The following is a 15,899-nucleotide window of genomic DNA, read 5'->3' on the forward strand; positions in this document are numbered from 1 at the left end:
GAGACTTCCGTTTCTGGCCTGTTTTTCCAAAAACAGACACAAAATGAAAAAAATATCTTACCTGGCGCTGTGCCTGGCGGTCTTCTGCTGCCTGACGGTCAGGGGGCAGAGCGGCAACTTCAATGAACTCGTCTGGAGCGATGAGTTTAACGGAGACGGCGTCCTTGACCCCACCTGGTGGAGCTATGACCTGGGCACCGGCAACAATGGCTGGGGCAACAGCGAACTGCAATCCTATACCAACCAACTGGCCAACGTGCGTCAATCCAGCGGAAAGCTGGTGATTGAGGCGCTTAAGCAGAACGGCAACTGGACTTCTGGGCGGGTGAAAACCCAGGGCAAGTTCAAATTCACCCATGGCCGCGTAGAATGGCGGGCCAAACTGGCGCCCGGCGTGGGTACCTGGCCAGCCCTCTGGATGCTGGGCGAAAGCATTACCACCAAAGGCTGGCCCGCTTGCGGCGAGATTGACGTGATGGAATACGTGGACAAGACACCGGGCAGGGTACAAGCTGCCATGCACACCCCTTCCAGCTACGGCAATACCCAGAACGTGGGCGCTACCCAGGTTCCGGATGCCACCAGCGCGTTCCACGTGTACGCCGCCGAGTGGACCGCCAATGAGATCAAGTTCTTCGTGGACAACACCCTGTTCTACACCTACGCCCCGCCCGTGAAAGATGCCCGCACCTGGCCCCTGAACGAAGATTTTTTCCTGATCATGAACATCGCCGTAGGCGGAAACCTGGGCAGCGAGCCTACCCTGGAAACCAACGGCCAGAAAAACGGGATTGACCCCAACCTGACCAGCACGCGCATGGAGATTGACTATGTCCGGGTGTACCAGCCGTTCAGTTCTTTAAGCCTCACGGGTCCGGCCCTGGTAAAACCGCAGGCGCAGAATCTTACGTTTACTGCCAGCCGCCTGGCTAATGCCACTTATAACTGGACCGTTCCGGCGGGCGCTACCATTGTGAGCGGACAAAACACCTCAGAGATAGTAGTGAACTGGGGCAAGAAATCTGGGCAGATAAGCGTACAGATGCAGCACAACGGCCAGACCTACAGCAAAACCCTGGAGGTAAAAGCCAAGCTAGCGCCCAGCGGTACGTCTTTCCAGATTGAAGGCTTTGCGCCGGTCCCCACCGCGCAGTTGACCGGCTCGGGCGGCACCTTTAGTTTCAGCCAGGCCCGCGAGGCCATGCAGATCAAGTACAACGTCACCAGCCCCTCTAACCTGCCAACGGTGCTCTATGAACTGGAAACGCCCCTGGACATGACCGGCTACCCCGTACTGGCGGCGGCCATTAAAACCAAGAACCTGAGCAGAACCGTTACCCTACGGGTAGACTTACAAGATGCCGCCGGTACCATTACCGGCGGCAATCAGGTTTTTTCGCTCTCGCCACTGATAGATGACGGCGAGTTCTACACCTATCACTTCAATTACCAGAACCAACTGGGCACCGGCGCCAGCCAGGTAAACCCCGAAAACATTATCAAGGTCAGGCTGCTGGTCAACTACGGGCTCTTCGGGGAGCCGGGCCAGGACTCGCTCTGGATTGACCATTTCAGTGTGCTTCCGGCTTTGCCAGCTACTCCATCCCGGGCCTCCCACGTAGCCGCCACCATGGCGGCTTCTGGCGTACAGCTCACCTGGCAAGACAATGCCGCCAATGAGCAGGGCTTTACCGTACACCGCTCCAGCCAAAGCCATGACGGGTACACCCAAATAGCATCTTTAGGGGCAGGCGTCAGAACCTTTACAGACCCCACCGGAACCCGCGACACCTTTTACAAAGTACAGGCCTACAATGCCATCGGCGCAGCCGATTTCTCCAACATAGCCACTGTGGCGGGGGTGCTAGCCAGTGCCGAAGAGGCCTGGACGAAGAGCCAATTCGTGCTTTATCCCAACCCGGCCCAACACACATTTTTCGTTTCTTTCCCGGCGCAGACCAAAATAAAATCCGTTAGGCTGTTCACCATGGCCAGCCAGGAAGTGCCCTTGCTGCTTTCTTTTCAACCAGTGCAGAAGCATACGCTTGAAGTGAAACCAGCCACCGCCCTTCCCGCCGGACTTTACCTCTGCCAGATTGAAACCCAGAACGCCGTGCTGGTCAAACGCCTGCTTATTCAGAACCCAACCCCTTAACGCATTCCCTTTTTTCGGCCTTTCCCTTACCGCCCCAGCTGGGGTGCCAGGACGGCACATGCTTACCAACGCTTAACTTATTGCATCCTTATGAAAAGATTTACCGCTACTTTTCTGGCCCTAGGCTTCTCTGCTTTCTCTTTCTCCTCCTTTACCCCACCTGCGCCTGCACCTAAAGTGCCCATTGAAAAACGAGTGGAGGACCTGCTGGCCAAAATGACCCTGGAGGAAAAAGTGGGCCAGCTCAATTTTGTGGTAGGCGACCTGTTCAACACCGGCCCTACCGTGCGCACCACCCAGTCAGACAAGTTCAATGAGGCCATCAAGAAAGGCGAGATCACGGGCATCTTCAACATCCACGGGGCCGAGTACGTGGGCAAGCTGCAGAAACTGGCGGTCAAAGAATCACGGCTGGGCATTCCGCTGTTGATTGGCGCAGATATCATTCATGGGTTCAAGACGGTCTTCCCTATTCCGCTGGGCGAATCTGCTAGCTGGGACCTGGCAGCCATTGAGAACGGCGCCCGGGTAGCAGCCCTGGAGTCTAGCGCTGGGGGCATCAATCTCACCTTCGCGCCTATGGTAGACATTACCCGTGATTCGCGGTGGGGCCGCACCGCCGAGGGTGCCGGCGAAGACACGTACCTGGGCTCCCTGATCGCGGCTGCCCGCGTGAAAGGCTTCCAGGGCAAAGACCTCGCTGACCCCAGAACCATTGCCGCCTGCGTGAAACACTTTGTGGCCTATGGCGCTGCCGAAGCCGGCCGTGACTACAATACCACCGATATGTCTGAGTACCTGCTGCGCGATGTGTACCTACCGCCGTTCAAGGCCGCCCTGGACGCGGGTTCGGCCACGCTCATGTCGGCGTTCAATGAGTTGAACGGGGTGCCGGCCACCGGCAATATGTTCACCATGGACCAGATTCTGCGCAAAGAATGGGGCTTTAAAGGAGCCGTTATCTCAGACTGGCAGAACATCACCGAAATGGTGAACCACGGCTATTCCAAAGACCACGCCCAAGCCGCCGAACAGGCGATTAAAGCCGGCACCGATGTGGACATGATGGGCGAGGCGTACCTGAAATATGTGCCCGGGTTGGTAAAAAGTGGCAAGCTGGACCAGAAGATCCTGGACGAATCGGTGCGGCGGGTGCTGTGGCTGAAGTTCCAGTTAGGGCTGTTTGACAAACCATACCAGTACTCAGATACAAAACGCGAGAAAAAGGAAATCAGATCTAAGGAAAACCTGGCGGCTGCTTTTGACATGGCCCGCAAATCTATTGTACTCCTTAAAAACCAGGGCAACGTGCTGCCGCTTTCCCCACAGGTGAAAAAGATCGCCATCATCGGCCCGCTGGGCCATAACAAAGCCGACATGAACGGTACCTGGTCTTTCTTCGGTGAAGAGCAACACGCGGTGAGCTTCCTGGAAGGCATCAAGAAATACGCCAAGGGCGCCGAGGTGACCTATGCCCAGGGCTGCAACCTGTATGACAACTCCACGGCCCTGTTTGCCGAGGCCGTAGCCGCCGCCAAAAACGCCGATGTGGTGATTATGGCCATAGGGGAAAGCGCGGTCATGAACGGCGAAGGCGGTTCCCGTGCCGATATTGGCCTGCCGGGCGTGCAACTGGACCTGGTAAAGGAAATCCATAAAACCGGCAAACCCATGGTCGCGCTGGTGAGCAGCGGCCGCGCGCTGGAACTGACCTGGCTGGAGCAGAACGTATCCGCCATTCTGGCTACCTGGTCGCTGGGTTCTGAGGCCGGCAACGCCGTGGCCAGCGTGCTGTACGGCGAGTATAACCCGGCCGGTAAGCTTCCGCTTTCTTTCCCGCGCCACGTGGGCCAGATGCCCTTGTATTACAACATCAAGAACACCGGCCGCATGTATGACGGCGACCACTCAGAGCCGGGCAGCGAGCGGGTGTACAAATCACGGTACCGCGATGTGCCAAATACCGCCCTGTTTCCGTTTGGCTATGGCTTAAGCTACACCACCTTTGCCTACGGTACACCCCGCCTGAGCAAGAACAGCATCACCGGCCAAGAGACCCTCACCGTAACCGTTGACGTGACCAATACCGGCAAGCTGGCCGGCGAGGAAGTGGTGCAGCTCTACATTCAGGATCTGGTAGGCAGCACCGCCCGTCCCATGAAACAACTCAAGAAGTTCCAGAAACTGGCCTTCGCCCCCGGCGAAAAGAAGACCATTTCTTTTACGCTAAACACGCAGGACCTTTCATTCTGGCGCCAGGACATGACCTTCGGGGCCGAGCCCGGTGACTTTAAGGTAATGGTAGGCGGTAACTCCCGTGACGTGCAGACCCTGCCTTTCACGCTGACCGCTTTGTAGCATTTCATGTAAGGAAGGATGTTTTGGGGCTGTTTTCCTGAAACTAACCAAAAAACGCCAGCTAGATTAGCTGGCGTTTTTTCTTTGATGGGTGCCTGTTTTGAAACGGTTCTACAGTTTGTACGCCTGCCGGGCCAGCAGTTTCCATTGACCGTGCTGTTTCTGCCACACCAGCAGCACGCCCAGTTTAACCGTGCCCGGGTTGCCGCTGTCATTGGTGCTACCCGCCAGTTGGTGCCGAACCAGGGCGGTTTTGCCGTTCACCTGTATGGTCTGGTTGCTAAGGTCCATGGTCACGAAATCAGATTTTCCGCTGGCCAGGGCTTCCACGAAGGCGGCTTTGTCTTCTATCTTCCCGCTGGAGTGGCCGTAGCTCAGGGCATCAGTCGTGATGGCCTCCAGCGCCTTCCGGTCCCCGGAAATCATAGCCTGTTTGAGTTGCTCCACGGCGGCGGCTACTTTGGTTTCTTCTTTAGATTGGGCCTGGGCGGTGGTAAAGCCGATTAGTAGCAAGAGCGCCAGTACGGAGAAAAGGTGTTTCATGATGGGTAGATGATGACGTGTTATTACGTTTAGAGAGCGTCTTTCTGCTTCGGAGCCCAATATAGCAATAGGTTACAGGAGAGATTCTGTTTTAAGCCTGATTTCTGAAAAATAGGCTTAAAACAGGTTTTGATCTGCAAAACTGTGTCATCCCGGGCCTTCAAAGGGGGACGAGGAAGAGGGCAATGTAGGACGGCAAAAGAGAGCCAATGGGGGATAGCAGAAGAGGGCAATGCGTGCGGACAGGTCAAGCCCTGTCCTTACAGGGAATGCGGGGGATTTGTTTTGCCCCTCCAACGCAGGAGACAAGGCAATGCCTTGTCTCTACAGAGGGAATGCATTGGGAATGGTAGAGACAATGGCACCGCCTTGGCTCCAACGGTATCACACTGTAACTGGCGCCCGCTCCTATGACCTCGTAGTGTCCGCAGGTCCTACGAGCGTCTGTGCCAAAGGCTTCTCCCTGTGTGCATTAGCAGGGATATACCCTACCCCATATAAAGCAGGACAGAAAACGTGAGCTGCGGCGGGGCGGCTGGGAAGTTGCAAACTTCCGGCATGGTAGGTCCAAGTTGGAAACTTGAACCAGGTAGAGAACTTTAACCAGGTATAAAAAGGAAAACGCTCCACCACCCGTTGTGCGGAGAGTTAGCGCCAGCGCTCTCCGCAGGTACCGGACAGCCAATCTCCTGATTGGCGTAAAGGCATACAACACCAAACAAAAGCATTCCTAAACAAAAGGCGGGGCCTCCTCTGGTTTCCAGACAGTTTGGGCAAGCTCGTTCAGGGCCAGACGGGCATCCCGGAAGCCATCGGCAAGTTGGTGGTAGACTTGCGCCAGTTCCAGTTGGTAGGCCAGCTTGTGGGTAGCTACGGTCTTAAAACTGGAGCGGCCTATTTCTTCATAGAACGAGGGGTCTGGGGCTCCCCGCTGCTGCCGGCGCGTAATCCAGGCCCGGAACATACCCGACAGGAACAGCGCGTAGTTACCCATGTGTACTCGTATCACAAAGGCCTCGGCGGCCGAGGCTGTAGACAGGGCTTCCAGCATTTCTACCAGGTAATGAAACCGGTGCGGCAGTTTCTCATGGGGCATGTGCAGGCGCTGGGTGGAAGAGAACTGCCAGAGCAAGGCGGCAATGTAGTCGGCCAGCTCGCGGTCTTCTATGCCTTGCCTCCTGAGCACCGTACGCACCAGCACATAGAAATACAACTGCTGCGACACTCCTACCTGCCCTTCACGGGAGAGCAGGGCCTTGGGCAGGGCCTGGTGGTCCAGCATCTCATCGCGGCACTCGGGGTCGCTGAGCAGTTCCACCAGACTAATATGCCGGGTGCCCTGTGTAGACAAGGCCTTCGCTATGAAATCAAAATCCGAGGCGGTGAATTGCGCCCGACAATTGGCTAACACCATGGGTCACGCTCCTTTCCAGTGGGTACTACATTAGGTGAGGCTACAGATTGAATTATTAAAAGGCGTCCAAGCCTCCTTTTCTTCTTTCCTAAAAACGAACTAGCATTTTAGAATGTTGCTTTGCCTTTGCGCTAACCTACGCCACAGCTGTTTTTATCCTGTTTTTCAGAAAACGGCTTCAAAACGGAAACAGCGGTATTCCCTCTCCCCGGGGGAGAGGGCTAGGGTGAGGGGACAGCGGCGGTTCCTGGCACAGACGCTCGCAGGTCCTCCGGACGCTACGAGGTCTTGGGAGCGGGCGGCAAAGGTGGGTGTGTGGCATATTTCATCTGAAGGAGTGGTCATCCTGGGCCTTCTAAGGGGGATGCAAAAGAGGGCAATGCGTGCGGACAGGTCAAGCCCTGTACCTACGAACGTGATTTTGTAGGGGCAATCCCTTGTGGTTGCCCTTTGCCGGGGAGCACCGTTAAGGGCAACCACAAGGGATTGCCCCTATACCAGTAACACCGCTCTTCCGGATTTGCAATCCGGAAGCACCGAAAGGGGGATTTACAATCCCCTTGCGGGTTTTCCTGACAATGCCCCTACGGTGGAAACGCAAACCCTCCCTCCCCCGACAGGACGGAAGATAGACTTCCTCATGGGCAACAAGTGCCGTTTGGCCTGTCAGGGGACAGGCCAAGGAAAAAGGATTGATAAATCCGGAGGAGCAGATAGTTAATTGTTGGTTACCGTAGGGGCGTATCGCATACGCCCTAACCCAGAGGAGGGAACGTGGTTGGTGCGCCATCTGCCGAAAGGGCGTATGCGATACGCCCCTACGTTTGGAAATGAAATCTACCGCCGCTTTAGGGAATTGGCCGTTACAACTAACACCTGCTTCCCCTTCATCCTACCCTTCTCCCTTAAGGGAGAAGGAACTGCGCTATTCCGTTTTGAGGCAGTTTTCCGGAAACCAGGCCCAAAACGAAAACTCCCTGCTGGTGCAATACCAGCAGGGAGTTTGATAAATATGAAAAGTCTGGGTTTAGCCAATGGCCTGCTCCAGATCCGAAATCAGGTCTTCTACGTCTTCAATACCCACACTCAATCTAATGAGCGAGTCTGACAAGCCACCTTTCAGGCGCTTTGCCTGCGGGATGCTGGCGTGGGTCATGGTGGCCGGGTGTCCGCAGAGGGACTCCACGCCGCCCAAAGACTCGGCTAAGGCGAAGTAGTGCAGTTTCTCCAGTACCTGGATGGCGTCTTCCTGTTTGTCGCCTTTGAGTACGAAGGAAATCATGCCCCCGAAATCGCGCATCTGGTCTTTGGCAATCTGATGATTGGGATGGCTCTCAAAGCCGGGCCAGAACACTTTCTCTACTTTGGGGTGCTGGCGCAGGTACTCGGCAATGGCCTTTCCGTTCTCGCAGTGGCGTTGCATACGTATGTGCAGGGTCTTAATGCCACGCAGCACCAGGAAGCAATCCTGCGGGCCCGGGGTTCCGCCGCAGGCGTTCTGCAGGAAGGCCAGTTGCTCAGCCAGGGCATCGTCTTTCACCACTATGGCGCCCATCACCACATCTGAGTGACCGGCCATATATTTGGTGAGCGAGTGCATGACAATATCGGCGCCCAGGTCTAAAGGCGTCTGCAGGTACGGCGTGGAGAAGGTGTTGTCCACCACCAGCAGCAGGTTGTGCTTTTTACAGATGTCGGCGGCGCCTTTAATGTCAATGATGTTGAGCAAGGGGTTGGTGGGCGTTTCTACCCAGACCATTTTGGTGTTCTCGGTAACATACTGCTCAATGCTGCTGATATCGGCCATAGAAACGAACCGGAACTTGATGCCGTAATTCTGGAACACCTTGGTGAAGATGCGGTAGGTGCCGCCGTACAGGTCGTTGGTGGCAATGACCTCGTCGCCGGGCTTCAGCATTTTAATGATGCAGTCGGTAGCGGCCATGCCCGAGGCGAAGCACAGGCCGTGTTTGCCGTTTTCCAGCGCCGCCAGGGAATTCTGCAGCGCGGTGCGGGTGGGGTTGTGGGTACGGGAATATTCATAGCCTTTGTGGTCGCCGGGCGAGCGCTGCACATAGGTGGAGGTCTGGTAAATAGGCGTCATGATGGCGCCCGTGGTAGGGTCTGGCTCTACCCCTGCGTGTATGGTTTTGGTTCCGAATTTCATAGTGTCCTTATACGGTTGTAGCCGCGCAAGTTAGCCAAATTGACCCCAAGTTCCCAAAGGCCCTATTCCAGACCCTTGCCCCGTTTTTCACGTACTTTTCAAAATTTAGCCGATATTGGCAAAACTCTTATGTGGAAAAAACTCCTGCAACAGAACACGGGCACCCTGGTCTACTCCGCTTTGCTGGTGGTGGTACCGGTGCTGGTCAGTTCTGCCCTGGCGCTCTGGCTCTATAACAACCAGGCCATGATGCAAGCCCTCACCGGCTGGCAGATGCTGCTGTATTTTGTGGTGGTGTCTCTGACGATGGCCTTCGCGCTTACGCCTACCACCTTTGTGGCGCTGGCCACCGGCTTCTTTCTGGGCTGGACCGGGTTTCCGGGCGTGGTGGTCTCGTATGGCATTGCGGCCCTCATTGGCTATGGCATGGCCCGGCTGGTGGACCAGGGCAAGCTGGAGAAGCTATTGCACCAGTTCCCCAAGGCCGAGGGCGTGATGGAAGAACTGCGCGACCAGAGCTGGAGCCTGATTATCCTGACCCGTATCTCGCCGGTACTGCCCTTCGCGTTTATGACCTTCGTGCTGTCTTTGGTGCAGGTGCCGCGCCTGCGCTTTCTGCTGGCCAGCATGGTGGGCATGCTGCCCCGCACGCTGTTCTTCTTCTGGGTGGGCACCCAGGCCCAGGACCTGCTGTCTTTGCTGCAAGACCCCAACGCCGGCACCGGCGGCAAGCTTTTAATGGGTGCCTTGGTGATCATTTCCCTGGGCGGGCTATATGTGCTGCTGAACCGGGCGTTTAAAAAAGCCTTATCCCGGAAAAAATCAGGAGGGGTCGCGTAGGGAGTCAAACCTCAAACCGGTTGATTTTCAGTCAGAATGGGATACGCCACATATTTTTCTTGAAAATCTTTAGCCAGAACTTGCGTATAAGGGGTTCACCTGCTACCTTTGCATCACTAAATAACTGGTCACGTAGCTCAACTGGATAGAGCATCTGACTACGAATCAGAAGGTTTGGGGTTCGACTCCCTACGCGACCACTTCATAATCAGCCACTTACGAGATAAAACTTGTAAGTGGCTTTTTTGTTTGCACACAATTTGCACACAACCTTCTTTGATTCTTACACTTAGGAACTTGATTCTATTCTCTATTTCTACTAACAGAATATTAGTTAATCTCAACTTGTCCAGCATACACACCATTATATATTTTTTGCAATTATGGATTAGTTTATATATATTTATTAGTATATATGAAACTTGTTTACCTCTTCTTCCTGTCAGTAATTATCCTGACTAGTTGTATCAAAAAGAAAGACGCTATAGTCCCAAACGGTCAAACTTTGCATGACCGTTTTCCTGTGCCTGACGGTTTTACTGAAGATAAGGCACCGCTAAAAAGCTATGCTAAGTACCTTAAAGAATACCCACTAAAACTACATACACACAAAGCAAGATATTGGAACGGGAGAGAAAATACTAACTATGCCTATGCGGCCGTATTGGATTTAAAGATTTTTGCAGGCCGTGACCTGGAACAGTGCGCAGATGTGATCATGCATGTAAAGAGTGATTACCACAAATCACGAAAAGAGTATACATCACTCACCTTTTCCACCTTCGGCAACCAAAAGGTGGTCTACAAGGGAAACTACCAAAAATTCCTATTAGAAGCATTTGACCGGTGCAACACACAATCACTGAACCAAGACCTAGTTCAAGTGACTGATGCAATAAAGGCTGGAGACGTATTTAACCGCTGGAAACGAGGAAAGACAGGGCACATCCTTTTGGTGCTCCGTGTGGCGAGAGACTCAGATGGGAATGAAATATTTCAATTGGCACAGGGAGGCACACCGGCACATGAGATGCAAGTCATTTATAATGAGAGATTATTCTCGTCCTTCAATTACTGGTTTACTTTAGATGGACTGCCCCAAAGGTTTAAAGCGAAGAACCTCTACAGGTTCAAGCAAACAAAGAGAAGACCAGAAATCGCAACTAAAAGCATTAAGCGGGGGTTGAACTAATAATTCAACCTTTGTCTCCTATAGGAATAAAATCCCCAAGGAATTTTGCCTCGGTACCAAATATGAAGTCAGCGATAGCTAGTACCCTGGCAAACTTCTCCCTTATCTTGGTTTTCAACCCTCCCCTACTGCGCACGTCATTTGCATTGAAAGCGATGGCTTCCAACCCCAGTCTTTGAGCAATGTACAGTGCCCTCTCATTATGGAACAGCTGGGACACGATGGTAATTTTTGACTGCCCAAAGACTTCTTTCTCCCGGATGACTGAGTCAAATGTTCGGAGACCGGCAAAGTCTAGGTACAGCCTAGAAGAGTCAATTCCCTCCTTAATCAAGGCGTCCTTCATATCCTGGGGCTCATTATAACCCCTACGACTATTGTCCCCGCTGATGATCAGGTACTTCACCTTATTTCCGTTCAACAACGCTTTCGCAGCAGTTATGCGGTTCTTGAAATACCAGTTTGTGGCCCCTCTCCTAGTTGATTTTGATGTACCTAGCAGTAAACCCACCCTGTTGTAGGGAAGATCATCCATGTTTGAGTAAACAAATTTTTCCGTTGCCCCTTCTATGTGGGAATCAGCTAAAGCCAAAAGGAAAACAATCAATATAAATACCCCACTAAGCAAAATCACTAACTTTTTTAGCATTTAATTCGAAAACACATTTTGGCAAACAGAGTAGATTGCAACTCAAAAGCTAGCAATTAGGGAGATTATAAACCCCCTTGTACAGTTAACTGAAGCAGGTGGTAGCGATGTCTAGCTAATTCTTTCTTTTAGAACTAAATCTCTTTTTAAAAGAAAGTCCAGTACCTGGCAGTGAAGCATTGATACTTTTGTCCCCATTGATATTCCCACCTACTCTTACACCTCCAGCCCCAATGCTTACACCTATTCCGGTTTTGCTCAAGGTAATATTTAAAGGTCCGATCTTGATTGTTTTTCTGAAGGATAAGCCCATATCTTTAATTAATTCACTGCACTCATTTCTAAGCGTTTTATGCCATTAGTGTGCACAAGGCTTAGATTATTTTCCGTTAGCGATGTTATTTTGTACTTATCTGCCTTGCCGCTTAAGTCAATGGTGATGAAATTTTTGTCCAGTGCATCAAATAGCCATTCACCTTTCTCTTTAAGTTTTCCCTCAACTATTTTATGCAAATTGTTAGGTTCATTAGGGTTATAAAAAATATACATCTCATTTTGCTTAGCATCTAGATGCCGCCACTGCTTTCTCAATAGGACACTGGGCTCAATCTGAGTTACAATAGGCATGTTGGGGATTGTATGAGACGTTGAAGGAATTCCCGTATCAAATGAAGGGCTAACTGGTACATTTGGCACAACAGGAAGTATAACATCAGGCTTGGCTGTTATTGGAGTTTGAGCAATGCTTACCTTAGGAGCTAATTTCGCTTTCTCATTTTTGTGCCATTCTTTGAGTGTGCGTTTTGCAATGTCTTGTTGTTTAGTAGCGATTTCCTGCAGGATATCCTTATTCAAGCTTATTTCTTGATCATAACGTTCTTTTTCAACCTGCTTTGCTATTGCAATTTCATTGTCAAATCGAATTTTCTCTTTCTGCCGGAGAACTTCAAGATTATTTGCTAGTGACAGAGCAAAGGATTTTTCATGGTAAAAGAGTTTCCTATCATAGTCTCCAAGAGGAGTTTTTAGCTTTACAATTGTAGGTAGGATCTCAATAGTAAAAAACAGTATCCGGATTACCCATAAGAAGAACCACACACCTGCATCACTCTTTGCAGCATTTTCCATAGCTACATACTGCCGGACAAATCCTCGATCCTTTTGTTTTTTTTCATATTCAGCCTTTTCTTTTTTTATGACATCCTGCAAGCTATCTTTTCGAGCAGTCTCCCTCTTTTTTCTTTCCTCTGCTGATTCACCGAGCTTTTTCTGATTTGCACGGTAATCTTCTGCAAGGGCATCTGCCTCAGCAGCTTTTTTATTTTTCTTAGCTCCCCAATCTCTTGCCTCACGTTTAAATTGGGCTTCCTCATTCCTTTTTGCTAAATATGTGTTCCAATTTCTACCTCTCCTTTCTTGGTGGATATATGTTTGATTTGTTTCAGGATTATATTTTTGAACATAAGTTTTGGCTAAAGCTCGTTCCTTCTCTATCCTCGCCTGAGATGCATATTTCAAGGCATCAATTTCAGATTTACCAAAAATCAGTGCTTCATCATGCAGGCTACGCCACCCAGGGATACTACTATTTGCTGCATTAGCCTTTTCTGAGGCTTCTTTCGCAATTATTTCTTGCTTCTCTTCCTCTTTCGCTACTCCTTCTATCCCTGTATTGTCTTTAAGTTTAGAACCATAGTTGGAAATCGAATTTTGAATATCCTCATCTAATTGGATATTTATAACTTTCTCAAATATTTTAATCTCCAGAGGGATAGAAATCATGAATGCTAAAAGGGCAGCCAGTACAAGACGTGTGAGAAACGGCTCCCAAAAGCTTTGTTTTTCTTTTGTCGGATCTTTTTTAAGAGTAACAACCATGCTGCGGTCTATGCTAAATATGAGCAGGCCCCAAACAAATCCGAAAACTATGGTAGCAATCCAATTTCCATCACTAAACCTAAAGGCGGCAAAGCCTCCTGCCAGAGCTGCAAAGAGACAAGTCATAAAAATGGTAAAGCCAATACCGGCTTGTCTATTGTAATCACCTGGACATTGTTTCAAAAGAGATATTTCAACTCCTGAAAACAACCAAAAAAAATATTGAATGCTTGTATACGGCATATATTAAAATGAAATTCTGAATAGTGGATTTACTTTGTTGTCATTATTATTTCTAGATCTGCCCTGGAATTCTTTAAGTAGGCATATGTTCCTTTGCGGACACTCCAAGCCATATAAAACGGAAGGCCTAATATGATAAAACTACATACCCTTAATGCACCCCTTAATACTATTAGAGCATACTCGCCATTCTTTAATAAAACCCAGTGTATCAACTGTTCTAAGATTGGGGTTACTTCCAATCTATATTCAGGATCTGCTACAGTTAAAAGAATAGCTTCCATTGGAGCAGAGATAACAAAGGACAGAGTAATTAAGAAAAAGATTAAGCCTGTATAAAATATTGGTTTATTTAAATTTGGAACAAGAAATCGCAAACCTAACCTCCAAAGAACCATGATGGAGAACATCGTTATAAGGCCTAACCAAAGCCATAAGAGTAAGTATTTAAAGCCTAAGAGAACAATAAGTGATGCCATTGATGCTCCAGCCATAACGCCTGCTATTAAAACATTTAAACCAATACTGTCCCAAGATTTTCTACCCGCCTCCGCATGTTTAAAAGTTTCTCCATCTACTCCAGCAATCACAGCTAGAAAATTTTTTATGTAAAATATAGTCTTATAAAGGAGGGTTGATTTTGCCTTTTCCAGATGTGGGAAAAGCTGAGTCAAAAACCGACTAATTGAACCAGAATAAGGAAAACGGCCAGGCAGAACCTGGTTAACAAAAATTTCATCTTGTTCATTTACTGGAATTTCCCCTGAAAGTAACTCAGGTAACAGGGGCCAAACCTTATTGGGAGGATTCAGTTTTAATTGTGGAGCATGAGGCAGACGTAAATTTTCTATCCTTGGCAAGGGAGTTACATCAATTCTTAATGTCCTTCTACTCTCATGAAGTTCATGCCGCACAATAAGTTCATAAGTAGAGGAGGTGCTTGGGCACACCTCTAAATTAGAAGTTCCTGTAATATCTATTTCACCAGGATTTAAAATCAATTGAGCACCATTCCTTACCTTCCACCGCAAAATGGTTGGAACAGTTTGAATAGTTATTAGCTTGCTTGCAGTGAACTCATCAATTTTAGTATCAGGCAGTACTTGTACATTTAGCACAGCTTCTTTAACCTGCAAAGATGCATATCCGGTAACCCTTAACTTGTAAAGTTGGGTTATAGTAGGGTTTACATCTAGACTCGTTTTATTGGTAACATCATAGGAATATGTTCCATCATAAAGTTCTATTCGTTCACAATTACTGCAACTCCACCGTAAGGTGGTCACCTTACCAGGCTTTATTTTGGAAAAGCTAGAAGAAAAGTCTCTAATCTCTGGAGTTGGGAATACTTTTATTTTTATTTTCTGTTCCTGAGATTCAAAAAAACCAACCGCTTTTAAGCAATACTCTTCAGAACTCTTTGGTTTAAGCAAATAATGCCCTGAGCTTGTAAAGCTGGCCTGCACATTGCTAATTCTTACTTCTAGTGTGTTTTCTGTTTCCCAAGCTAAAACTACCTCCCCACCCTGAAGTATAACTTCCTTATCGGCTAAAAATTCGTTAATCTTTGGAGGCAAAAGATAAGAAGTAAATGTACTGAGATTAGTATAGTCTTTTGTCTTGATAAAGTTAATAAGTATGGCTAAGAGCTTATCAATCTTGGTGGATAATCCTTTTAAATCATTAAAGATTGCAGAGGCCTTTAGATTTTCGAAATCTGTTTCACTAAATAACAGATAGCAGGAGTCTTTTACCTGATATTTGCCCCACAGGGCCGGATTTTCGGAAATGGCAAGAATAGATAAATAAATGACTAGTTCAGAGAAGTAATCTGCTTTTAGAGAGGCACGACTTTGTTTAAATCTTGATGGGTGTTGGTATCCTTTTAATCCGGTCACCAAATCCTTTTCACCTTCTATAGCAGGGACGCAAACTGAATCATAATCTATTAATCTAATGTCACCATTTGCGTTAATAAGAATATTTCCTTCTTGTAGATCACCGTGGGAAATCTGATTTATGTGTAGATCATGAAATAGAAGAATAAAGTTCGCAGCAAGAGTTTCCAGAGCTGCTCTATTATGCAAATTCTGCTCCAGGTATTCTTTCAGAAGAACTCCTTCTAGCCATTCCATGCGGACTGTATCCAGTAGATCCCCGTTAACAAGGATGCCTTTTTCTTCAAATATAAAGTCTGCAAAATAACGCAGCTTTTTCTCTGCTAAATACTTGGAAATCGCTTGGTACCTTTCCTTCGTTTCGCCCATTGACACATGCCATACCCTGAAGGCCCACTTCTTAGAGTTATGTGTAAGTTGAAACACCATGTTGAACCCTCCTGTTATAGCAAAAGGTCTCCCGTTAGGATTAAGTCTTACCTCAGCTCCTTTCAGTTCAGGGATTTTAAGAAAGACATCAAGATTCTTAATAGCTGTGAGTATTTCCTGCTTATTCGCCATA

At 49.1% G+C, this 15,899-nt stretch carries 11 protein-coding genes and 1 tRNA gene; 5 read left to right on the forward strand and 7 right to left on the reverse strand.

From position 1 onward, the window contains the following. Positions 1–43 precede the first annotated feature (43 nt). Positions 44–2,155: a family 16 glycosylhydrolase gene (locus TH63_RS19840; protein ID WP_053093812.1), complete on the forward strand. Its 2,112-nt coding sequence runs from the start codon at positions 44–46 to the stop codon at positions 2,153–2,155. Between the two features lie 90 nt (positions 2,156–2,245). Then, a complete protein-coding gene (gene bglX / locus TH63_RS13410; protein WP_076606487.1) occupies positions 2,246–4,513 on the forward strand; it encodes a beta-glucosidase BglX in 2,268 nt (755 codons plus the stop codon). Between the two features lie 111 nt (positions 4,514–4,624). Here bglX and TH63_RS13415 read toward each other — a convergent pair whose 3' ends face one another. The 3 genes from TH63_RS13415 to TH63_RS13430 all read right to left on the reverse strand — a co-directional run bounded on the left by TH63_RS13415 (position 4,625) and on the right by TH63_RS13430 (position 8,637). Next, positions 4,625–5,056: a nuclear transport factor 2 family protein gene (locus TH63_RS13415; protein ID WP_048921389.1), complete on the reverse strand. Its 432-nt coding sequence runs from the start codon at positions 5,054–5,056 to the stop codon at positions 4,625–4,627. Between the two features lie 730 nt (positions 5,057–5,786). Then, positions 5,787–6,470 (reverse strand): hypothetical protein, encoded by a 684-nt coding sequence (locus TH63_RS13420; RefSeq protein ID WP_048921390.1) that lies wholly within the window; start codon positions 6,468–6,470, stop codon positions 5,787–5,789. 1,027 nt (positions 6,471–7,497) lie between these two features. Next, complete coding sequence (locus TH63_RS13430) at positions 7,498–8,637, reverse strand: cystathionine gamma-synthase (RefSeq protein WP_048921392.1); 1,140 nt, start codon at positions 8,635–8,637, stop codon at positions 7,498–7,500. A 129-nt stretch (positions 8,638–8,766) separates the two neighbouring features. Here TH63_RS13430 and TH63_RS13435 point away from each other — a divergent pair, with 129 nt between their 5' ends. From TH63_RS13435 to TH63_RS13445, 3 genes are all read left to right on the forward strand, one after another. Continuing rightward, complete coding sequence (locus TH63_RS13435; protein ID WP_082161688.1) at positions 8,767–9,477, forward strand: TVP38/TMEM64 family protein; 711 nt, start codon at positions 8,767–8,769, stop codon at positions 9,475–9,477. Between the two features lie 126 nt (positions 9,478–9,603). Next, positions 9,604–9,677 (forward strand) — tRNA-Arg (locus tag TH63_RS13440). A gap of 215 nt (positions 9,678–9,892) precedes the next feature. Continuing rightward, entirely contained in the window at positions 9,893–10,669 is a 777-nt protein-coding gene (locus tag TH63_RS13445; RefSeq protein ID WP_048921393.1) for a DUF4846 domain-containing protein, read from the forward strand. A 4-nt stretch (positions 10,670–10,673) separates the two neighbouring features. Here the strand turns inward: TH63_RS13445 and TH63_RS13450 are convergent, their stop codons facing one another. The 4 genes from TH63_RS13450 to TH63_RS13460 all read right to left on the reverse strand — a co-directional run bounded on the left by TH63_RS13450 (position 10,674) and on the right by TH63_RS13460 (position 15,898). After that, positions 10,674–11,318, reverse strand: a complete 645-nt coding sequence (locus TH63_RS13450) for a SanA/YdcF family protein (RefSeq protein ID WP_048921394.1) — start codon at positions 11,316–11,318, stop codon at positions 10,674–10,676. 115 nt (positions 11,319–11,433) lie between these two features. Then, positions 11,434–11,631, reverse strand: coding sequence for a DUF4236 domain-containing protein (locus TH63_RS20925; RefSeq protein ID WP_076606488.1), 198 nt, complete (start codon positions 11,629–11,631; stop codon positions 11,434–11,436). A gap of 8 nt (positions 11,632–11,639) precedes the next feature. After that, positions 11,640–13,439, reverse strand: coding sequence for a DUF4407 domain-containing protein (locus TH63_RS13455; RefSeq protein WP_076606489.1), 1,800 nt, complete (start codon positions 13,437–13,439; stop codon positions 11,640–11,642). Between the two features lie 29 nt (positions 13,440–13,468). Further along, positions 13,469–15,898 carry a protein kinase domain-containing protein gene (locus tag TH63_RS13460; RefSeq protein WP_048921396.1) on the reverse strand — a complete coding sequence of 810 codons (2,430 nt, stop codon included), beginning with the start codon at positions 15,896–15,898 and terminating at the stop codon, positions 13,469–13,471. Between the last annotated feature and the right edge of the window lies 1 nt (position 15,899).

Source organism: Rufibacter radiotolerans (genome assembly GCF_001078055.1).
In the GTDB taxonomy this organism is placed as follows: Bacteria; Bacteroidota; Bacteroidia; order Cytophagales; family Hymenobacteraceae; genus Nibribacter; species Nibribacter radiotolerans.